The sequence below is a fragment of the Lactobacillus sp. ESL0681 genome (assembly GCF_029392835.1).
GTDB lineage: Bacteria > Bacillota > Bacilli > Lactobacillales > Lactobacillaceae > Lactobacillus.
Genome location: NZ_CP113943.1, coordinates 1,191,015 through 1,211,237, shown reverse-complemented (window position 1 = coordinate 1,211,237; position 20,223 = coordinate 1,191,015). Strand labels below are relative to the sequence as shown.

The 20,223-nt window shown below is 37.2% G+C and carries 20 protein-coding genes and 1 riboswitch; of the genes, 9 read left to right on the top strand and 11 right to left on the bottom strand.

Annotation, left to right across the window (positions count from 1 at the left end; translation table 11 throughout):
• Positions 1 to 15: 15 nt before the first annotated feature.
• Positions 16 to 669: an energy-coupling factor transporter transmembrane component T gene (locus OZX59_RS05770; RefSeq protein WP_277125153.1), complete on the bottom strand. Its 654-nt coding sequence runs from the start codon at positions 667 to 669 to the stop codon at positions 16 to 18.
• Positions 670 to 677: 8 nt separating this feature from the next.
• A complete protein-coding gene (locus OZX59_RS05765; protein ID WP_277125151.1) occupies positions 678 to 2,036 on the bottom strand; it encodes an ABC transporter ATP-binding protein in 1,359 nt (452 codons plus the stop codon).
• Between the two features lie 41 nt (positions 2,037 to 2,077).
• A riboswitch (TPP riboswitch) is annotated at positions 2,078 to 2,167 on the bottom strand.
• A 108-nt stretch (positions 2,168 to 2,275) separates the two neighbouring features.
• Here OZX59_RS05765 and OZX59_RS05760 point away from each other — a divergent pair.
• Positions 2,276 to 3,214, top strand: a complete 939-nt coding sequence (locus tag OZX59_RS05760; protein ID WP_277125150.1) for a helix-turn-helix transcriptional regulator — start codon at positions 2,276 to 2,278, stop codon at positions 3,212 to 3,214.
• A 92-nt stretch (positions 3,215 to 3,306) separates the two neighbouring features.
• Here OZX59_RS05760 and htpX read toward each other — a convergent pair whose 3' ends face one another.
• The 3 genes from htpX to OZX59_RS05745 form a co-directional block, all read right to left on the bottom strand.
• On the bottom strand, positions 3,307 to 4,191 hold the full coding sequence (htpX, locus tag OZX59_RS05755; protein WP_277125148.1) for a zinc metalloprotease HtpX: 885 nt from the start codon (positions 4,189 to 4,191) through the stop codon (positions 3,307 to 3,309).
• Between the two features lie 14 nt (positions 4,192 to 4,205).
• Entirely contained in the window at positions 4,206 to 4,766 is a 561-nt protein-coding gene (locus OZX59_RS05750) for a LemA family protein (RefSeq protein WP_277125147.1), read from the bottom strand.
• A 76-nt stretch (positions 4,767 to 4,842) separates the two neighbouring features.
• Entirely contained in the window at positions 4,843 to 5,943 is a 1,101-nt protein-coding gene (locus tag OZX59_RS05745; RefSeq protein WP_277125145.1) for an SLC13 family permease, read from the bottom strand.
• A gap of 187 nt (positions 5,944 to 6,130) precedes the next feature.
• On the opposite strand from OZX59_RS05745, the gene OZX59_RS05740 reads away from it, so the two are divergent.
• From OZX59_RS05740 to OZX59_RS05730, 3 genes are all read left to right on the top strand, one after another.
• Positions 6,131 to 6,526: an iron-sulfur cluster biosynthesis family protein gene (locus OZX59_RS05740; RefSeq protein ID WP_277125143.1), complete on the top strand. Its 396-nt coding sequence runs from the start codon at positions 6,131 to 6,133 to the stop codon at positions 6,524 to 6,526.
• A gap of 169 nt (positions 6,527 to 6,695) precedes the next feature.
• Positions 6,696 to 6,836: a hypothetical protein gene (locus OZX59_RS05735; RefSeq protein WP_277125141.1), complete on the top strand. Its 141-nt coding sequence runs from the start codon at positions 6,696 to 6,698 to the stop codon at positions 6,834 to 6,836.
• 116 nt (positions 6,837 to 6,952) lie between these two features.
• On the top strand, positions 6,953 to 7,867 hold the full coding sequence (locus OZX59_RS05730) for an HNH endonuclease signature motif containing protein (RefSeq protein ID WP_277125139.1): 915 nt from the start codon (positions 6,953 to 6,955) through the stop codon (positions 7,865 to 7,867).
• 70 nt (positions 7,868 to 7,937) lie between these two features.
• Here OZX59_RS05730 and OZX59_RS05725 read toward each other — a convergent pair whose 3' ends face one another.
• From OZX59_RS05725 to thiD, 4 genes are all read right to left on the bottom strand, one after another.
• Entirely contained in the window at positions 7,938 to 9,482 is a 1,545-nt protein-coding gene (locus OZX59_RS05725) for an SLAP domain-containing protein (protein WP_277125137.1), read from the bottom strand.
• 78 nt (positions 9,483 to 9,560) lie between these two features.
• Positions 9,561 to 10,196 (bottom strand): DNA-3-methyladenine glycosylase, encoded by a 636-nt coding sequence (locus OZX59_RS05720; RefSeq protein WP_277125135.1) that lies wholly within the window; start codon positions 10,194 to 10,196, stop codon positions 9,561 to 9,563.
• A gap of 123 nt (positions 10,197 to 10,319) precedes the next feature.
• Positions 10,320 to 10,985, bottom strand: coding sequence for a cobalamin biosynthesis protein CobQ (locus OZX59_RS05715; protein WP_277125133.1), 666 nt, complete (start codon positions 10,983 to 10,985; stop codon positions 10,320 to 10,322).
• Between the two features lie 61 nt (positions 10,986 to 11,046).
• The gene (gene thiD, locus OZX59_RS05710) at positions 11,047 to 11,859 is read right to left on the bottom strand and encodes a bifunctional hydroxymethylpyrimidine kinase/phosphomethylpyrimidine kinase (protein ID WP_277125131.1); all 813 of its coding nucleotides are present in this window, start codon (positions 11,857 to 11,859) and stop codon (positions 11,047 to 11,049) included.
• Positions 11,860 to 12,001: 142 nt separating this feature from the next.
• Between thiD and glpK the strand changes: the two genes are divergently transcribed.
• A complete protein-coding gene (gene glpK, locus OZX59_RS05705; RefSeq protein ID WP_277125129.1) occupies positions 12,002 to 13,504 on the top strand; it encodes a glycerol kinase GlpK in 1,503 nt (500 codons plus the stop codon).
• Between the two features lie 14 nt (positions 13,505 to 13,518).
• Complete coding sequence (locus OZX59_RS05700) at positions 13,519 to 14,286, top strand: tyrosine-protein phosphatase (RefSeq protein ID WP_277125127.1); 768 nt, start codon at positions 13,519 to 13,521, stop codon at positions 14,284 to 14,286.
• Positions 14,287 to 14,364: 78 nt separating this feature from the next.
• Here the strand turns inward: OZX59_RS05700 and OZX59_RS05695 are convergent, their stop codons facing one another.
• Both OZX59_RS05695 and OZX59_RS05690 read right to left on the bottom strand, forming a co-directional pair.
• Positions 14,365 to 15,438, bottom strand: coding sequence for a P1 family peptidase (locus OZX59_RS05695; RefSeq protein ID WP_277125125.1), 1,074 nt, complete (start codon positions 15,436 to 15,438; stop codon positions 14,365 to 14,367).
• Between the two features lie 24 nt (positions 15,439 to 15,462).
• Positions 15,463 to 16,686, bottom strand: coding sequence for a C39 family peptidase (locus OZX59_RS05690; protein ID WP_277125123.1), 1,224 nt, complete (start codon positions 16,684 to 16,686; stop codon positions 15,463 to 15,465).
• Positions 16,687 to 17,070: 384 nt separating this feature from the next.
• On the opposite strand from OZX59_RS05690, the gene OZX59_RS05685 reads away from it, so the two are divergent.
• From OZX59_RS05685 to OZX59_RS05675, 3 genes are all read left to right on the top strand, one after another.
• Positions 17,071 to 18,435: an amino acid permease gene (locus OZX59_RS05685; protein ID WP_277125121.1), complete on the top strand. Its 1,365-nt coding sequence runs from the start codon at positions 17,071 to 17,073 to the stop codon at positions 18,433 to 18,435.
• 16 nt (positions 18,436 to 18,451) lie between these two features.
• On the top strand, positions 18,452 to 19,039 hold the full coding sequence (locus OZX59_RS05680; protein WP_277125119.1) for a M15 family metallopeptidase: 588 nt from the start codon (positions 18,452 to 18,454) through the stop codon (positions 19,037 to 19,039).
• Between the two features lie 190 nt (positions 19,040 to 19,229).
• Positions 19,230 to 20,099, top strand: coding sequence for a PRD domain-containing protein (locus OZX59_RS05675; RefSeq protein ID WP_277125117.1), 870 nt, complete (start codon positions 19,230 to 19,232; stop codon positions 20,097 to 20,099).
• Positions 20,100 to 20,223: the final 124 nt, after the last annotated feature.

Genomic DNA, 20,223 nt, shown 5'->3' with positions numbered 1-20,223 from the left:
CTGTTGTCTTTTTGCTTATTTCAATGTAAAGAGGAAGAGGTTCGTTAAACAGAGTAAAAGTATACTCCATAACCAATCACCGCGTTTAACTGTGATTGGTACAATTATAGAACGCTGACCGCCTTCGCGGTATCCATGTGATTCCATTCCTTGGGCCAAATTATCGGCTGAATTAAGGGCAACCAGAATGGCTTTAAAATAAAGTACTGGTGACCAAAAACTCAGATAAACACCGCGCATCATACCAGCAGTTCGGATTTGTTTAACCGCATGCTTCATTAAAGGGATAATATTAAGAGCGGCTAGCACACCATAAGCAAATTTGCTTGGCAGCTTAAAATTTTGTTCAAATGAACGTGCCAATGATTCAGCACTAGTATTGCAGCTAACACAGGCAATCGAGAGCGTATAAACATAAATTCGACTTGATAGGCTCAAAGCATTATTAAGATTTGGCTGGGTGGTAAACCAGTATAAAGTAGCAAAAACGGTGATAGCAGCAATTAATGGTGCAAGTAGCAAAGTTAGTAGTTTTTTTATCGTAGTGTGGTGAACTAACAAGTAACCAATGCAAAATAAAATAATTAGTAAGTTAGTGGTTAGACTGACCTTGATGGAGATTTCGATAGAAATAATTAACGCTAAAATAAATTTGAAACTAGGATTCATGATTGACCTCACTTAGTAGAATAGTTCAAATGCTGATGTTGCAAGACTAGATGATAGTCGCACCAAGGGGCTAAGTTATGTAAATCATGACTGATAATTAAAAAGGTTTGGTGGCGAGCTTGCTGACTTTCTTGCATGAGCTGGACAACTTTTTTACTGGAGGCTTCATCTAATCCACTTAATGGTTCGTCAAATAGCAATACGTCTTGATTAGTTAGTAGCATTAAAAAGATTTGTAGTTTCTTTTGTTGACCTCCCGAAAGTGTGTAAACAACTTGATCTAGGTGCTGGTCTAAATCAAGATAGTTCAATGTTTGATTGATTTTTTCAGAGGTAAAGAATGGATTTAATCCTTGTTTTTTACTCAAAGCAATTTCGTCGGCAACTGTGACACTTAAGAATTGATCCGTGGCATTTTGAAAAACTTGTGCCACGTTAAGCAAGTATTTTCGAGCGCTTAACTTGCTAATCTCCTGATCATAATATGCAATACTGCCAATGTAAGGGATCATCTTGGTGAGTGCATTAAATAATGAAGTTTTACCAGTACCGTTAGCCCCAGTAATGAGAGTTGTTTTTCCAGCAGCAATTTTAAGCTCAGGTTGTTGTAATAGCAGTCGCTTGTGAGCAATTTGGACATTAGTTAAGGTGAAACAAGCAGCCTTGTTATTTGGGACAGCGAAGCAGTAGGAGGCAGCAGTCTGCCCCTGTGTCAACAGCTGGTCTTTTTCATGATCAGATAGCTTAGTGATTGTACCATTTTTGAATTGAAAGAGATAATCGCAAATGCCGGCATAATCATTTAATAGATGGTCACTAACAATAATAGTTTTACCCTGAGTTTGTAATTGTCCGAGCTTGTCAATTAGAAATCTGCGTGCTTCAGGATCACAACTGGCAAAAGGCTCATCTAATAGAAAAAGGTCAAGGTCCATTGCGACCAAAACAGCGAGGGCAACCCGTTGTTGTTCACCGCCTGACATAGTATTAATCTTTTGATCAAGTAGCTGCTTAATTTGGGTAAATTCTACACCGTGAGCCAATCGCTGGGAATATTGTTCAGGAGAGACTTGTAAATTTTCAAGTGCAAAGATGATTTCTTCACGAGGTGTGGCCATAGTAAACTGTTCACCAGCGTGTTGAAACATCATGCCGGCTTGTAATCCATCAAGATCAACGTTTCCAGTAGTTTGACCAGCGTATTTAGGATATAAACCAGCAAGAATTTTTAAAATAGTTGATTTACCACAGCCAGTTGGTCCAATTAAAAGCGAAAATTTAGCTGTTGGGATTGTTAAATTAATTTGATTAAGAATTTTGGTATTTTGATTATATGAAAAACAGAGATTGTTAGTTGTGATTGACATTTTTTCACCAAATAAAAAGTCGTCAAGGAAAAACTCGACGACGCAAAAACGTTAATTTTCCCTTCGCTGGTATTAGCCATAGCAGGTTCAATGGGTATCTTCTCAGCCAAACGGCACCCCGATGTTATTTGGCTAAATTGTACAAGAAAAAATGTCCTTTGTCTAGTTTTTCATCATTAAACTGCTTTTTTGTTATATAATTGAACTATGAAAATAAACTAAGATTAGGTGGTGAAATCATGGCAGTAGTTAAACTGGAACAATATTTACTCAGTATTTTGCATGCAACTACAGCAGATACCAATGAGTTACGGTTAAATTCAGGAAATAAAAATTTTGACCTATTTACAATTTTACTTGAAAATCATAATACTGGTGTCCATCGTTATCAAGCAAGCAGCTATCAACTGCTTTATGTGGCAGCAGGTGAAATAAAAATTAAGGTCGATAACTATGAATATCGGCTCAAGCCGGGAAATATGCTTTTTTTGTTGAATAAGTGCGAATATGAGGTACAACAGCAAACAAATAGTGGGGTGTTGGTTAAACTAGAATTTAGTTTACAAAAGCTAGGGCAGTATTTCCCAGGAAATACTGGTTCGCGTACTGCGTCAGAGCGGGAAATTATCAAGCAGCTGGAACAGAAATTGGAACAACAACGATTTCTATATCTTAAAAATACTGAATTATCAGAACCAGTTCAATTAATAAATAAAATAATTGATGAATATCTACAAGCAAATTTGTTTGCTAAAGAAATTATTGCGGCCGAATTAAAATTGTTGTTGATTACTACTATCAGAAAGCAAGACTTGAACGCTGCACCAGCAACAACTATGGAATTTGCTGGAACAGAACTTGATCGCTATATTGATGCCAACTTTGCTGATATTACTTTAGCAGAAGCAGCCAAACATTTTGGTTTAAATCCTAATTATTTTTCAAGCCTAGTTAAACAAAAAACGGGGAAGAGTTTTGTCGAACATGTTGATGAGCGAAGGATGCAAGAAGCCCGTAATTTGCTTGCCCGACCAGATATCTCGGTTAAGGAAATTATCACTTTAGTGGGATATCATGGAAAATCCTTTTTTTATAAGAAGTTTAATGAATATTATCATCAAACACCGGTTCAGATGAGGTCGGAGTTATTTAGACAAGCTAATATTAATTTAAAATAGAATAGTATCAATGGTGATTCGGTCAGAATCGCTATTTTTGTTGCACTAAAAAACCGATCAAAGAATAAGTTCTCTGGTCGGGCAGTGAAAAATTACATTTTTTCTAGTCGCTTAATTCGGTCTGCAGTTGCTGGATGGCTGTCAAATAAGTTTTTCTTATGTAATGGATTCTCAATATATAATCCACGACTGCTTGGATCAGCCTGTTGCATTGGCTCACTGTGTTCAATCTTAGTTAAAGCAGAAATTAGTCCCTGTGGATTTCGGGTTAGTTCAACTGATGAAGCATCGGCTAAATATTCGCGATTACGTGATAACGCCATTTGGGCCAGACTGGCACACAATGGACCGAGAATTAACACAAATAAAATTGCAATAATTTTAAATATTAAAACCGCCTTGTTGTCATCATGATCATCATTGTCGCGATCATCATCAAACCACCAGATGTAACGACTAGCAATACCTGAAATATAGGAAATAACGCCCACTAAAACAGTAGCTACGGTTGAAAGACGAATATCATAGTTTCGAATGTGTGAAACTTCATGACCTAGAACTCCCTCGAGCTCTTCACGATTCATCATGGTTAATAAACCTTGAGTGACTGCAATAGCGCTGTGCTCGGGATCACGACCAGTCGCAAAAGCATTAGGGCTAGGATCATTAATAATAAAAACTCGCGGCATTGGCACGCGACCCACTAAGGCCATATCTTGTACAATATGCCATAATTCTGGATTGTCTGATTCGTGAACTTCTTGGGCATGATTGAGATTCATTACCATATTTGCAGGATCATGCATAACTATCAATAGATAGATTGCACTAACAATTAGGGCAAGGATTAAACCGCTCCAAGGTGTCCCACCAAAAAGATAGCCTAATCCTGAACCAACTAAAGCAAGAATAATTATGAATAACACCATAATCAAGCCTGTTTTACGCTTATTACTGGCGATTTGTTGAAATAGCATGGTTGATCCTATTATTAAAACTTAACTTTAGGTGTTTCTTTTTCGGCTTCACTTGTTTGCAAATAATCGACTTTCTGGAAGCCATGAATTCGTGCGACCATATTAGATGGAAAAGTTAATAGCTTTTGATCATAAAGGGCAGCTGAAGAATTATAAAGTTGCCGAGAATAAGCAATTTTATTTTCGGTATTGGTCAATTCTTCTTGTAGTTTCATGAAGTTTTGGTTGGCTTTTAAATCAGGATAATTTTCCTGTAAAGCAAAAATTGATTTCAGCGCATCTGAAATCTGGTTTGATACCTTTAACGCTTGCGCCCGATCATCACTAGGAATCGCAGTCAATTGATTCCGTAATTGCACCACTTCAGCTAAAGTACTTTTTTCATGTTTAGCATAGCCTTTAGTGGTTTCTACAAGATTGGGAATTAAATCATTACGCCGCTTTAGCTGCACGTCAATTTGACTCCAAGATTCATCAGTATATACCTTAGATTTTTGCAGTGAATTATAGCTGGTAATATAGATAGCAACTAACAGAATAATGATAATTAGAATTATCCACATTAATGGTGACATATTTTTCTCCTTTTAATCTAGCTTAATCTAATTATAACTAACTTCTACTTTTTTTGGAAATAGTAACGAACTGGTTTTAAATGAGTAATAAAATTCCTCCGATAATTGTTAAGATAACTAAACCAGCGATTTGCATCAATAGCCATTTCTTAAAGAATTCACCTTTTGAAACTGTCCCATTTTCAGTAAAGGTTTTTAGAACTAACATGTTCGCCATTGAACCAATTGGCGAGCCGAAGCCACCAATATTTGATCCCAAAAATAGGGCTTCAGCGTACGGCGTGAACTTCCCAACTAAAATCGTAGCTGGCACATTACTAATAATCTGGCTAGAAACAATCGAGGTAAGATAAGTTGACCCCTCTGAATTAATCATGGTGTGAATTAAGGTCACAATGACCGGAATCTGTTGGATATCACTAATAAAAATAAAGAAACAGGTAAAAGTCAGCAATAAAGCATAATCAACTCTAAGTAGTATCTTAGGATTGATTAATAGTGCCAAAATGATGGCAGCTATCATTGGCCAAGCTACATTAACCACCTTAAAAACGCCCAAAAAGAAAAAGGCAAAAACCATTGTAGTGATGATTGTTGGTCGAACACTTATTTTAACTGGTGTAGTTTTTTGAATTGGAATCTGTTTACGAGGAATAAAGTGAAAAATAATAAAGGCAATAATTAATGAAGCAATCAGATAAGGCAGCGACCAAGAAAAGAATTTTAGGGCACTAACTGAATATTTACTGACTAAAAAGATGTTATGTGGATTACCCCAAGGCGTAAATGCCGCTCCAATGTTTGCTCCCATACCAATTAAGGTAACAGGCAATATTTGCGGTAAATTATACTTTTTTGCAATATTGAGATATAATGGAATTAGTGTAAGCGCTGTTATATCGTTACCTAAAAACATCCCAGCAATAATAGCTAATAGCGTAAATAGAATATTTAGTTTGCGTGTGTTATCTGCAATACTCGTTAATTTATACGCCAGCACGTCTAAAACATGCAAGTAGGCATATATTTGAATAATGACTAGCATCGCGGCTACCGAAAATATAGTGTGTAAGTTAATGTCCTCGAGCCGCGGTCTAGCAAAAAAAAGGCTGATTATAGTTACTACAGCAGTAATTTGTAAGATTCTGTCGTTAGCGATTTTTTTCAAGACGGTCATAAAATGTCCCCTTTCGCAAGTTACAATCATCTAAAGTCATTACTTCTATTTTGAGCTTTTTTTTTGCTGTATGCAATAATAAATTTGTAATCATAATGAAGTCTGGCTAATAAACAAGAACTTTGCTTTCCTATATTATTATATACTATACTTTAGTTAGTAGTTAAAGATAAGGGGGGATTTAGTTATGGATAAAGTTCAAATGAATTTAAAGCCAGCTGCCGAAAAGAAGCTTAACAGTCGTGTTCAAGCTGGTCAGGTGGTTTTACTAGCGTTAAATGACGGTTCTAATGAATATTCTAAAGTTGGTGGTACCTGCTCAATTGGAGCTAATTTTCAATTTGTTATTTTAGCTGCCAAAGATCCAGCTTTCACAATAAAGGTAACCAATAATGCTGGTCTTGACCTATATACTAGTCCGGCTGAGATGCAATTTTTAGGCAACGATTTAGTTGTTGATGAAAAAGATGCTACGTTGAATTTAGCTGATGACAGTGGCGTAATTGACGGTGCAGTTTCGATTAATGAATATGAACCATCGTCAGTAACTGCTAAAGATATGCAAGAGGGTAAGACTTGCTAGTTTAAAAAGATGTAACTTTATAAATAATCTGCAATTACGGCAGGTTATTTTTTTGAAATCCTACTTTCTGCTGGATCTTACTTATTAAAATCGGTTAAATCTTGCCTAGAAAGCTTTAACATGGTAAACTAAGTGAGATTTTCGAAAATCTGAAAGGAAGTATAGTACTATGCGTAAAGGTGAAAATTACAACACTGGTTGTGAACCAAACCAAAGACCTAAGAACAAGAAGAACGCTAAGAAGCGTGTTGCTCACGTTGCAGCTGTTGTTTCTTTCTTGAACAAGGCTAAAGCAGACGAAACTAAGTAGTTTGTTCCAAATTTATAAAAAATAAAAGTCGACTTACGAAAGTAATGCGGCTTTTTTTATTTGTTTAACTTGAGTAGAATTAAGATAAATAATTAACACTATCAAAGGAGACCTAAGTGAAATTCCAATGCAGTGCATGCGGCTTACGCATGAATTCCGTTCATTTTAAGCAGGAAGGATTAATAAATCCTAAACTGACTAGTGTTTGTGATCTGTGCCTGGAGCGAGGTCAAAGGCCCGAAAATTTTGCCAATATTGCAGTACAGATTTTTGCGCAAAGTATGCTGTATACCTTTACCGGCAGTGATGCTAGCGAAGATAGGCAATTTTTGATTACTGATAAACAACAACGAAAATGTTATGAGTCCTTGATTCAAGACTATGACGGTAATAGTCTAGCACAGCAGCAATTACCGCGATCAGATTTTAATAAGGCGGTAATTGCTAGTGAAATAGGAAAAATAAGTTTTGTGCCGCGCAAAGATTTAACTTTTGCTGAAAACTTAGAAAAATTGGGCTTAGCAGTTAACTTCCAATTAAATGAAGTTGATTATATTGATCGTGAACGGATTCGCGTCAAGTATCATTATCGCTGTCAATATTGTGGTCGCCGTGGTCACAGCGTGGATCATAAGGACCCAGTATCGCTATCGCATAATAATGACTTTGATAATTTGATACTGTCGTGTAAAGAGTGCAATCGAATAAAATCCAACATGCCGTTTAAATTATTTATGCAGTTAAATAACCAGATTTCGCAGGTTAATCAAAAGCTAGTAACATATGAGAATACGCTGGCAACCTTAAAAGGTGAGTTTGAGGAAAGAAGACGTTCGCTAGCTGCAACAATGCATCTTAAAGGAGTGGTTAACGATCCTGAATTGAATGAAATACGCAGACAGAACAAGCAGCTTCAGGATGCGATTGATAGTCTGGAAAGTGATTATCACGACTTGTGTAATTTGCGTGAGCAGCATTTTGTTACTGGCTGGAAGTTAGTCCAAGAGGAAGGTAAGACTAATATTATTTAATTTACTAAGATCTAATAAAAAAGAACCAGTCTACTTTGGTAAACTGGTTCTTTTAAATGTTGTGTGAGCTTTAGCTCCAATCTTCGAAGTCAAGTGTCGTTAATTGAGTTTGTGTTGTTTTAAGTAACCAGATAGCTTCTTTAGCCTGGGCAACAGTAGCTTTATTAGACTTAAGTAGATTACTTGCATAAGTTAATGCATTATCGTAATTGTAGCGAACAACTGAATGATAAGCATCACTGTTTTTAATAGTTTGGCTTTGGGCAATCAGGTCTTGCAATTCTTTCTTGGTACTATCAGTGATTGGTTTTTGTGCCTCATCAGTTACTTCTTTAGCCGTATTGATTGGTGTCAGTTTAATACCATTAGTAAAAGTAACATCACTAGCTTTAATAAATCTGTTGGTTAGATTAGGGTCTGCAGCTGTAGGCTGCTGCGTACTTACTGGAGTCGCTATTACAGTATTGGGATTGCTATTAGTAGGAATGTTTGGCTTGTCAGCGGGGTTAACAGTGTCACTGCTAGTATCATTATGGTCATAAAACAGGTGGTAGAATAATTCTGCCTTCTTTTCACTGGCATTCCAAAGATAAATTAAGCCATCAACTGAAATAGTAGCATCTTGATGATATTTAATACTGCTATCGGTAGCTTTACCATTGACGTCATAGATTTGGACATTATTAGTTGTATTAGGCTTAACAAAGCTATAGGCAAGGTTGGTGTAGTCAGTTACTGGTAAAGAAGCACGAGGTTGAACGTAAAATTCATTAACATATTCATTTGGATAATCATGCAATCTGTAAATGTAACCGCCAAAGTCTTCAGACCATGGTGTAACTGTTAGATCCAACTTGATTTTTTGTCCCTTTTTCAGAATATGCTTGGTCCTGGCATTAGTTAAAGTTTGAGTTTTTGTGTCACTAATAACTTTAGCTGTGGTAACGCCATTATAGCGTGTGGGTTCACCATTAATGCTATCAACGTTATAGGCATTGAGATAGCGATTGTGACCAAGGGCATAATAATCATGACCCTTAATTTGGTGAGTAGTCAAATATGAGTACGTTTTAGTTTCAGCTTGCGAAAAGAAGTACTTAGGCATCTCAGTAGTAGTTTTAACTTTGCCAGCATAGTTGATAATTGAATTTTTGGCATAAGTTTGTCCAACTTTTTGCCCCTTTTTATTGTAAACAGCTGATTTGTGGTTAAGAACTAACTTACTTTGTTTAATATTTTTGCCGTTTATTTCTTTAACATCAGCTGCATTAACATAATAATTTTTACCTGTATCATAATAAGTTTGCCCGTTAATTATGCGTGTCTTGCCAGTATATGGAAAATTAGTAACATCATAATTTTCAAGATGATAATAGCCATTGGGATCAGTAGTAGTATCAGCATCGGGTGGATTAAGCACCATATTATTTTTATCAATCTTTTCCTTAACTTTGTGACCATTTTTATTATAGAGATAGGCGGGATGGGTTAATACTATTGTTTGTTCTTGTGTTTTAGCTTGAACCGATTGTAAATTAGCTGTACTGGTTGCTAAGGGACTAATTGTCATTATCATAGCAGCTAAACCGATACTTAGCTTAGTAAATATTTTCATTATTTCACCTCATAAAATTAATTTAGTATGTAATTATTATAGTTCTTTTTCTGGGGGGGTAAACCGATAACTAAAAAATTATCTTTGCCAACCGTTATTTTCGGCATAATCGCGTTTTTTCATTCTGGAAACGTAAGGATTACCAGCAACATAATAGCGCAGCGGCTTATTGGCCCATTCAAGTTCAGATTGGGTTACGCCAATTCGAGGCCCAGCAGTTATCTCAATGGCGCGCTTTTTTTGCGTTTCGGATAAATCAATTGAAAAGGGTGAGTCACTTAAAAAATGTAAGTTCCACTTTTTGTCGTGAATACCAAACGCTTGCATCATTTTAGCCGGGCCATTTGTTAGTAAGACACCACTTTTACCTGAGCGATTAGTAGTCATTTGTTCAATGCTCCAAGCGGGTTCAATTGCCCTGATTAAAACCCCTTGTGGCTCATCTAATGCTTGGGTGGCAACGTCAAAGAAGAAATACTGCCGTTGGCTGTAAATGTAAATGGTCCCACCTGTTCGATAAAGTCCTTCGTTGGCGGGACTGCGGTGGCCGCCATAGGAGTGGGCAGCACGATCGTGAATGCCAAGATAGGCCTCGGCTTCAACGATGTAACCACCGAGTAAATGAGTACCATCATGATATGTTAGAGGTCGGCCGATTAAGTCAGCAGCAATCGCTGACGTAGTATTATTGGTAAAGTATGTTGAATAATCCATTTTGTGTTTTCCGTTAGTTAATAAAGAATATTTTGAGATACCAAAGTTAATTATTGCACATTTTGGTTTGCTAAAATAATAATTTAAGCAAGCAAAAAGGCGAGAATCTTTCTCACCTAATTGTTAATCTGCCAAACGCTTGCCATGCCAAGAAAGGATCATTTGCATAATTGCTTGGGCTATATTAAGATTTTTCAAAATCGGACCGTGGGAGTAGCTGCCAATAAAATTGCGGTAATGCAAACCCTCAACACCGTCTTGAGGATTGTTCCCATAACCTGTGACCATTTTACCAAGTGGTTGCAGCTGGGTATCATCAAAATAAGTTTGACCCGAATGATTTTCAAATGCTCGGACGTCACCCCATTGGGTTGTATAGTAGGTATCACCAATCATCCGGTTGTCAGCCTTAAAAACTGTGTGGAACGGTAAAATATCAAGGCCTTTGATGGTGGTACCAGAACTAGTCTTGTAATATGTTCCGATTAATTGGTAGCCTCCGCAAATCCCTAGCATGGGATGACCTGAATTAATATATTGTTTCAATGTTTGTTCATGCCGTTGTAAATCTTGGGCAATGACGGTCTGTTCAAAATCTTGTCCACCGCCAAAAAAGACAAAATCATAATTAAAGGCGTCGAAAGGGTCACCTAATGAGATATTATCGACTTGTGTTTGATAGTCCTGTTTTTTTAGTAAAAATTGTAAGATTTTAACGTCGCCTGAATCACCATAGGTATTCATCAAGTCTTCATATAAATAGGCAATTTTAATTGCTTCGTTGTTCATTATTTATCAACCCCATAATTAATTTGGTTAAAGTATAACTGATATTGTTATCTAGAAAAAATTATTTTATTTCTTGTTGCGCTGCTAGATGATTAATTGGACCATATTTAGATCCAACTGCAATTGGATGAGCGATTGCTTCATAAGTAAAATCTTTAGCAATTTTGACGCTATTAAACATTGACGAGCCTTTAGCTAGCTCTGCAGCAATGACGGCAGACAAGGTATCGCCAGTACCATTAATTCTATCAGTATTAATAAATGGCTTGGTAAACTCGTAGAATTGGCCATCAGCAGCTAAGAAAATATCGGTGACAGTATCTTGATTGGTATCATCATGCCGACCTTTCATTAATACGTTTTTAGCACCCATCTTTTGTAATTTGATAGCTCCTTGCTTAATTGCTGCTTTGTTGCCTAGGGTAGAAGCAGTAAGTCTTTGTTGTTCATAAAAATTGGGAGTAATAATGTCGGCTAGTGGCAATAATTCTGTCAAAAAGGTTTGGTAGGCATCGTCGTCAAGTAATGTATCGCCATGCTTAGTCATAATTACTGGGTCAATGACTATCTTCCCCATATGATAATTGCGCAAATTTTTAGCTACGCAACTAATGACCTCTTTGTTAGCTAGCATTCCAGTTTTTAATGCATTAATAGTAAAATCAGCATTAAGTACTTCAAATTGTTTCTGGATAAAGGCAATTGGCAAGACTTCTTGGGCATAAATGCCAGTGGTATTACCAGCAACTGCTGCAGTAAGCAGCCCCATACCATAGACCTCGCGTGCATAGAATGAATGTAAATCCGCGCTCATCCCGGCACTACCATCACTATCGTTACCGGCAATTGTTAGAGCAATAATTTTTTCTTCCATAAATGGACACCTCTTTTAATGATCTCTTTATCCGCTAGTATAACTTTAAAAAGGCGATAATGATATAATTATTTCTTGTAAAACTGCAACTTGGTAGTAAAATTATTCTAAAACGCTTTCCTAGCAAAAGGAGATAATTACGGTGAAAAAATACATTATGGCGATTGACGAGGGTACCACCTCAACTCGTGCAATGATCATTGATCATCAGGGTAAGAAAGTTGCTTCTTCACAAAAAGAATTTCCCCAGTATTTTCCCCAGCCTGGTTGGGTAGAACATAAGGCTGAAGAGATTTGGCATGCAGTGCAAACTACGATTGCCAATGCCATTATCAGTTCGGGTATTCGGCCTGAGCAGATTGTGGGTATCGGTATCACTAACCAACGAGAAACGACGGTTATTTGGGATAAGAAAACAGGCAAACCAATCTATAATGCAATTGTTTGGCAGTCTCGGCAAACTACAGAATTAGCAGAAAAGCTAAAAAACGATGGTTATAGTGAAATGATCCATAAAAAGACGGGATTAATTATTGACCCGTATTTTAGTGCGACCAAAATTCGCTGGATTTTAGATCATGTTGCTGGTGCTCAGGAAAGGGCAGAGCAAGGCGATTTATTATTTGGGACAATTGATAGTTGGTTGTTGTGGAAGCTAACTGATGGCGAAGTACACGTTACTGATTATACTAATGCTTCTAGAACTATGTTGTTTAATATTCATGATCTTGAGTGGGATGATGACATTCTAAAACTGCTTAATATTCCTAAGAAAATGTTGCCAACTGTTAAGTCTAATTCGGAAGTCTATGGCTGTACTAAGTCGTATCGCTTTTTCGGTGGGAAAGTGCCAATTTCAGGAATTGCAGGTGACCAACAGGCAGCCCTGTTTGGTCAACTTGCACTGAAAAAAGGAATGGTTAAAAATACCTACGGTACAGGGTCATTTATTGTGATGAACACCGGCGAAGAGCCGACGGAATCTGATAACAATTTGTTAACAACGATTGCTTATGGCATCGATGGTAAGGTTTCTTATGCATTAGAGGGTTCCATTTTTGTGGCAGGCAGTGCGGTGCAGTGGCTACGGGATTCAATGAAGATGATTAAGAGCGCTGCTGATTCAGAAAAGGCGGCGCGGGCTTCTAAGTCTGAAAATGAAATATACGTTGTTCCAGCTTTTACTGGCTTAGGCGCGCCATATTGGGACTCTGAGGCGCGCGGGGCGGTTTTTGGTGTTACACGTGGAACAGATAAGAACGACTTTATTAAAGCTACTGTGCAGTCATTGGCCTATCAAACTCGTGATGTAGTTGATACTATGCAGGAAGACTCAGGAATTAAAATTCCTACTCTGAGAGTGGATGGTGGCGCTTCTAATAACGATTACTTATTACAATTTCAAGCTGACATTTTAGGAACTAAAATTGAGCGTTCTAAGACCCTTGAAACCACGTCAATGGGAGCGGCGTTTTTAGCTGGACTGGCAGTTGGCTATTGGAAAAATACTGATGAGTTAAAAGACGTTTTTGAGGTCGGTAAGACCTTTGAATGTAAGATGGAGCAGCCAGAACGCGATCGACTTTATCATGGTTGGCAACGGGCGGTTAAAGCTACCCAATCTTTTGCTCATGATGATGTTTAAGTTATGGAGATAAAATGGCACAGGAGAGAATTGTTGCATTTGACGGGCCAGTAAACTTTCGAGATCTTGGCGGTTATCAAAATGAAGCAGGGAAAAGACTTAAGTGGCATAAAATATATCGTTCTGATTCACTTAGTGCACTATCTGATGCTGATCAAGCTAGGCTGACCGCAATGAATGTCACCGTTGATTGTGATTTACGTTCGGCTTATGAAAAAGAAACCGCACCAGATAAATTGTGGTCAGGGGCAAAGTTTATTGATGTGCCAATCTACGCCGAAGATACTAGTCCCAGAAAGCACCAAGTTTATCGCTTTTTACATCATATTCCAGATATGAAAGATAATTTTATTGGTCAAATTTATCAGCAAACGTTATTGGATAAGCATAGTCAGCAGATGTTTAGTCAAATTTTTATGCAGTTATTGACTTTGCCAACTGATGCAGCCTTAGTCTATCATTGCAGTGCGGGTAAGGATCGAACTGGCATGGTATCGGCATTAATCTTAATGGCATTGGGGATGGATGATGATACGATTGCTCGCGATTATTTATTAACTAATGAACTGTATGGTTTTGCGGTGTCTCATCAATTGCCTACTAACGATGAAATTGCCAATTTGGTTGCTAAAATGAATGTGACTAAAGGTGAAGGAACCGCGATTCGCGGTATTACGGAAACAATTCGTGGTGGCTGGGGCGATTTTGCAACCTTTTTTGAAAAAGAATTGGGTTTTAGTAAAGCTGATTTAACGAAATTGCAACAGTTGTATTTAGAGTAGCAAGTAATAGTACAAACTAAATAAGACAACCTCGAACTATTAAGTTGAGGTTGTCTTATTTTTAGTTGTTAATAATGATTAAAGACCTAGTTCTGTTTTAAGCTGGAGTGCTTCTTGATCATTTCCTAACTTGTTCAAGGCATCTTTTAGCGATAACATTGGCTTGCCTTCACGGTCTAGCGTAGTTTCGGCATGGACTAGAGAACTTAAGATGGCTTCGTTAACAATGTCAACAGTCATGCGGAAGTAGCGATCAATCTTGTCATCGGTAATTGCCTGAATATTACTTAATTCATCTTTAGGAAAATGGCTAACACGATTAGCAGTAGAAAAGGCTAGCGTGATTTCACCACTGCCGTTACCAGTAAAGGATCCTGTCCGAGTGATGCCAACACTTGAGCGTTTAGCAATCCGCTTAAGTTGGCGTGAGTTAAAAGGAATATCGGTAGCAATTATTGTAACAATGCTACCTTTTTCTTTTTCCTTTTTTAGTTGCGTGATTTTTTGGCCAATAGCATGACCATAGATGTTCAAGTCTTCGCCAAAGCCAAAATTAGACATAACTAGTGCTCCCATGGTAAAAGTCTTATCATCAATTTTAACTTGGCGGGAAGCAGAACCGATGCCGCCTTTAAGATCATAGCAGCTCATTCCTGTACCACTGCCGACAGCTCCTTCAGTAAACTTTATTTTGGCATTATCAAAAGCCTCAGTAACATCAGTCTCAGTTACCCCTAGATCTCGAATATGATTAATGGTACTGTCATTGCATTCCATTACGATTGGATTAACGCTACCAGTAGATAAGCCGATTTCTGGATTTTGAGCCAGCATTCTTTTGACTAAAGCAGTATAAGCCGTTCCAACGCTAAGTGTATTGGTTAAAACGATTGGGGTTTCAATTGTGCCTAATTCTTCAATTTGTACTAGACCGGTGCTTTTACCAAAGCCATTAATTACGTGGACAGCAGCTGGCATCTTTTCTCTAAAGATATTGTCTTGACAGGGTTCAATTACAGTAACACCTGTCTTGAATTTGTCATTGCTGATGGTTTTGTGACCAACAGTGATTCCAGCTACATCAGTGATTAAGTTGTTGATACCTGGTTGTGTATCGCTATTAGCGTTTAAAAGTGGTTTATTAAGTCCCATAATATTACTTCCTTTTCTCAATTATTAATAAATTTCAATGGCCCATTTTCTGACTTGATAAGCCTGCCCAAATTGCTGCTTACTAATCCAATAATGACCATTAATTGGATCAGAAACGTGGAATAGATCTTGGCTAAAGCCGTCAAGCAAGACTGCATGATTATTCTTATAAGTTTTACCCCAAGGATACGTATCTGGTTCTGGTTTGTCAAAGTTGATTGTTACATAAACTAGAACGGGATTGCCACGCTTTAAAGCGGCAATTAAACCTGACTCAGTTACGCCAGTTAGATCTCGCAGGTAAGTATAATTGCGTCCCCATCTCAGCAATGCAGGTGGAAAGATTGCTTCAAATCTACCCTTAACATTTTTGTAGGGTGATCCGCCGAAACCATGATAAGGATTGTAATCTGGTGCAATTGGCATTTTATCAATGAAGCTTTGATAGTCAGTTGATTCTAGATGGTGGTGATAGTGCAAACCCATTAATAAGGCTGCAGCTTCGCAACCATTTTCAATTTGCCAAAACATTTGGTTAATGTTTTCAGTTGGTAATTGCCAGAGATCTTGGTTGGGCAGTTCAGCAGGTAGCTGACCTAATAGGCAGTCTGTTGTAGGCAAGAATTTATTTTCGCCAACTTGCAAGAACTCGTTACCAAATTGATCATCCATTACTGCTAGTACTTTAAACTTGGTTTTGGCAGGAATGATATTTATTGGCTGACCTGCTTGATTAAAACAACACGTTCCTTGCGGATTAATAACCATAGTAGCTTGCTGGATTAAGTCATGCTGATGAGTAATTAAAGGTTCATTATCGAGCCAAATATCAGCTTGCTTTAGCCAGCCACCATCGATTGTCTTAAGCCATGGTTGGTGGAACAGATCGTACCCATTGCCGATTATTTGGACAGGACTTTTTAGTGGTAAATGATCTAATAATTGGTGCTGGTCAGAATAGAGCTGACTACCATGACTCCGCTTTATACGTCCCCACTTTGATTGTGGATAAAGTTTGACTTCATGAAAAAAGTTAAAGTTGCGAAAATAAGCCTGCGAAAAAGCTACTAGGCCAGTCGTTGTTGAAAAATAGAGTTTACCGTCGTTATCTTGGACTAGCTCTTGTGCTGATAATTGACTGGCATACTCGAGATTGTCGATTACTTGTAAATGATTATTCACTAAGGTAGCAGAGTAACTATTAATCACTATTAGCTGTTGCTTTTTTAAATGATAGATTGTTTTCATATAAGACTCCTTTCTAGAATTGATTAACTTAATAATAGCATAATTGACTTGCTAATTTTGCCAATTATTAATTAGATAAGGCTTATTGACAAAGTAAGATATTGAGTCTAGTATTTTTATTACAATAGAGGTTGCAATGATTATTAGCTTTACTTGAGCGTGCGAAGAGCGAAGATGGTTAAGTTAAGAGTTATTGCCGAAACTGAAATATTGTTCGCAAAGTATTTTGGTTGGGCTACAAGAGCATATCTTGTAGACTGTCCCAAGCTTTTTGGGGAGTGCTATCTAATTAGGATTTCAATTTTTACCTCATTGTATTTACAATGAGGTTTTTATTTTGATCAAAATTTTCAAATTATCGTTATTATGTTAGGGAGCAGGATATTGAAAGCAAAACAAGAAGAAAATACCCCACATTTGAAACGCTCGATTGGGGTTTTTGGTGGAAGTAGTATTTTAGTCGGTATAATGATTGGTTCAGGTGTGTTTTACATCGGATCGTATGTTTTACAACGTTCGCACATGTCAATGGGTTATGCGTTATTGGCTTGGTTAGTTGGCGGATTAGTTACCTTATTGGGTAGTCTTTGCTTTGCAGAACTGGGAGCAATGAATCCAGAAACTGGTGGAATTTATGTTTATCTTTCAGATGCCTATTCACCAGTAGTTGGTTATATGTTTACCTTCCAAAGCATGGTCATTGGTGGTCCAGGTTCTATTGCTGCGATTGCAATTGCCTTGCCGATGGCATTAACGAGCTTTTTTCATTTTAATGATTTAACGGTCAAAATGATCGCGATTTTGTTGATAATTATTTTTACAATTGTCAATTACTTTGGCGTAAATATCGGTGAAGTAGTGCAAAACTTTTTTACGGTATTAAAAATCTTACCGTTAGTTTTAATTATTGGCTTAGGAATTTTTGGCGGTCACTATTTACCAGACTTATCTTTAAAGATGCCTGTAGGTAATGGCAATTTAATGGATATTGTTCAGATGATTGCCTTTGCGGTAATTGCTTCATTATGGGCATTTGAAGGCTGGACCAATTTAAATACAGTGGCTGGAGAGATGAAAAATCCCCAAAAGAATTTACCTAAAGCATTGATTCTGTCGGTAGGTTTTACGACAATTGTTTATGTTTTGTTTAATTTTGCTATTTATCGCTCATTACCAGCTAAAGCCATTGCTAAATCGATTAAAGCTGGTCAATTATATTTAGGGACAAATGTTGCCCAGAGTTTTATGGGTTATGCTGGGACTATTTTGGTTGCAGTAACCATGGTTTTGGCTATGATTAGTTCATTAAATGGGATGATTCTAGCATTTTCACGTTATTATTATGCAGTTTCTAAGGATGGATTATTATGGAAAACTTTTGGTCATATTCATCCTAAGTACCGCACTCCTGATCATGGTCTATTAATGCAAATGATAATTTCTATTATCTTAGTATTAACACGTGATCTAAATGAACTGACTTCTTTAGTAGTCTTTAGTGGGGCAATCTTTAACTTATTATCAATTTTGGCTGTACCAGTTTTACGTCATCGTAAGCCAGATGCTATAAGACCATATAAGGTTTGGGCATATCCTTGGACCGTGATTATTGCAGTAATTGCGTTTTTAATTATTTTGATTAATAATTTCTTTGATGATCCAGTAACTTCATTACTAGGGCTATTGATTCCAGCACTTTCGGTAGGGGTTTATTATTACTTTAGACATAAATATCCAGTTAACGAATAAAGTTAGGTAGTTTTGAATGAACATAAAACAGATAGAGGCTCAAGTAGCTGCAATTAAGCCAGATCCTGGATTTTTAAATATTCAAAAAGTTGATTCGAACATAATCGTCGATTTAAAGTACGCAACACCAGATAATTTTACTGGACATAAAATTTATGACTTTACTACTGCCATTGCTAGGGCGGGTACGGCTAGAAAGCTAGGCATTGCTGCTAAAATATTGTATGAGCGAGGTTATCGCATTAAGGTTTGGGATGCTTTTCGTCCTAACAGTGCGCAAAAAAGAATGTATCAGATTTATCCACACGATGAATGGGTGGCGGCTCCTAATCCTAATTACAGTCATGAAAAAGGTGTTACTTTTGATTTAACAATTACGGATCTAGCTGGCAAGGAACTGCCGATGCAAAGCGGTTTTGATGATTTTACGGGTAAGGCATTAAGGAATTACCCCAGAACTGGGCAGCAAGAGCGTAATTACCAAATTTTGGATAATGCGATGCAACTAGCTGGTTTTCATGGGTATGAAAGTGAATGGTGGGATTATCAAGATAACGATGCAGATAGATATCAACCTGCCCAAGCTAACCCTAATGACTACTAAAACGTAGCACTAATTTGCAATACTTAAAATTTTTTTGCAAATAAGTATTGAAATCGCTTTAACACTTGTTTATAATTAAAAAAGTATTGAGCGTGTTACTGATTCGATCAGGCATTAACCTATGAATAAGCATTACCATAATTGGAATGGTTATTTGTAGGCTTTTTTATTGGAAAAGGGAGTTGGCTGAGTGAAATTTATTAAGAATTTTAACAATAACGCTGCTTTGGTGTCAGATGAATCTGGGGTTGACTGGGTTGTAATTGGTAACGGAATTGGCTTTGGCAAAAAAGCAGGCGATGCGATTGATGAAGCGAAAATTACTCGGCGTTTTGTCGCTGTCCAAAAGAATATCAAAATGATTGATAGTGTCAGCAATATTGATGCAAGGACTTTGAATTTAACTACTGACGTCATTGATTTAGCTTCAAAAGAATTAAATATTACCTTTTCTGATTATCAATACCTATCTCTAGCTGATCACATTGATTTTATGTTTAAGCGTGCCGATGAGCATTTGGAATTAGGTCAAGAAACTGTGCGTTGGGAAGTAGGAAAATTATTTCCTAAAGAGTTTCAAGTTGCTAAGAAGGCACTGCAGTTAATGCGTGATGAGAGCAAATTAGATTTGCCCAAAAGTGAGACAGTTTTGTTAACCTATCACTTTATTAATGCCGATTCGGACCAAACTAAGCTGCAAGATACGATTAAAATTACTAAGTTAGTGCGTGGTGTGGTTGCAATTATTGAATACCAATATGGAATTCAATTAGATACAGAATCGTTTAATTTTAGTCGCTTTATGACACATCTACGTTCATTCATGGTACGTCATATCACTAGTAGCGATGATGATATTGGTAGTGGTCAAGAATTGGATAGCGCGTTGCTAAAACTAATGCAGGATAAATATCCAAAGGCTTATGCTACGGTATTAAAAATTGGAACTTACTTGCATAAACAGGCCGGATGGGACTTGCAACCTGATGATGAAGTTTATCTAACCTTACATGTTTGGCGAGTTACCCATAGACAAAGTGATATTAAAGAAGTAAAATAACAAATGTTTTTTAGCCAAAAGGCGTGTTACTGTAATTAACAGGCATTAGCCCGAAGGCTTAGAGAAGATTCTTTTACATGTTAGTAAAGGGAGTTTCTCTAAGCCCTCGGGTTTTTGTTTTGTA

Coding starts and splice junctions, on each gene's coding strand:
- OZX59_RS05690 (WP_277125123.1), bottom strand. CDS start 16,686: ATGAAAACAATCTATCATTTAAAAAAGCAACAGCTAATAGTGATTAAT.
- OZX59_RS05740 (WP_277125143.1), top strand. CDS start 6,131: ATGGATAAAGTTCAAATGAATTTAAAGCCAGCTGCCGAAAAGAAGCTT.
- OZX59_RS05770 (WP_277125153.1), bottom strand. CDS start 669: ATGAATCCTAGTTTCAAATTTATTTTAGCGTTAATTATTTCTATCGAA.
- OZX59_RS05695 (WP_277125125.1), bottom strand. CDS start 15,438: ATGGGACTTAATAAACCACTTTTAAACGCTAATAGCGATACACAACCA.
- OZX59_RS05715 (WP_277125133.1), bottom strand. CDS start 10,985: ATGAACAACGAAGCAATTAAAATTGCCTATTTATATGAAGACTTGATG.
- OZX59_RS05735 (WP_277125141.1), top strand. CDS start 6,696: ATGCGTAAAGGTGAAAATTACAACACTGGTTGTGAACCAAACCAAAGA.
- OZX59_RS05750 (WP_277125147.1), bottom strand. CDS start 4,766: ATGTCACCATTAATGTGGATAATTCTAATTATCATTATTCTGTTAGTT.
- htpX (WP_277125148.1), bottom strand. CDS start 4,191: ATGCTATTTCAACAAATCGCCAGTAATAAGCGTAAAACAGGCTTGATT.
- OZX59_RS05765 (WP_277125151.1), bottom strand. CDS start 2,036: ATGTCAATCACAACTAACAATCTCTGTTTTTCATATAATCAAAATACC.
- OZX59_RS05720 (WP_277125135.1), bottom strand. CDS start 10,196: ATGGATTATTCAACATACTTTACCAATAATACTACGTCAGCGATTGCT.
- OZX59_RS05745 (WP_277125145.1), bottom strand. CDS start 5,943: ATGACCGTCTTGAAAAAAATCGCTAACGACAGAATCTTACAAATTACT.
- OZX59_RS05700 (WP_277125127.1), top strand. CDS start 13,519: ATGGCACAGGAGAGAATTGTTGCATTTGACGGGCCAGTAAACTTTCGA.
- OZX59_RS05760 (WP_277125150.1), top strand. CDS start 2,276: ATGGCAGTAGTTAAACTGGAACAATATTTACTCAGTATTTTGCATGCA.
- OZX59_RS05680 (WP_277125119.1), top strand. CDS start 18,452: ATGAACATAAAACAGATAGAGGCTCAAGTAGCTGCAATTAAGCCAGAT.
- OZX59_RS05725 (WP_277125137.1), bottom strand. CDS start 9,482: ATGAAAATATTTACTAAGCTAAGTATCGGTTTAGCTGCTATGATAATG.
- thiD (WP_277125131.1), bottom strand. CDS start 11,859: ATGGAAGAAAAAATTATTGCTCTAACAATTGCCGGTAACGATAGTGAT.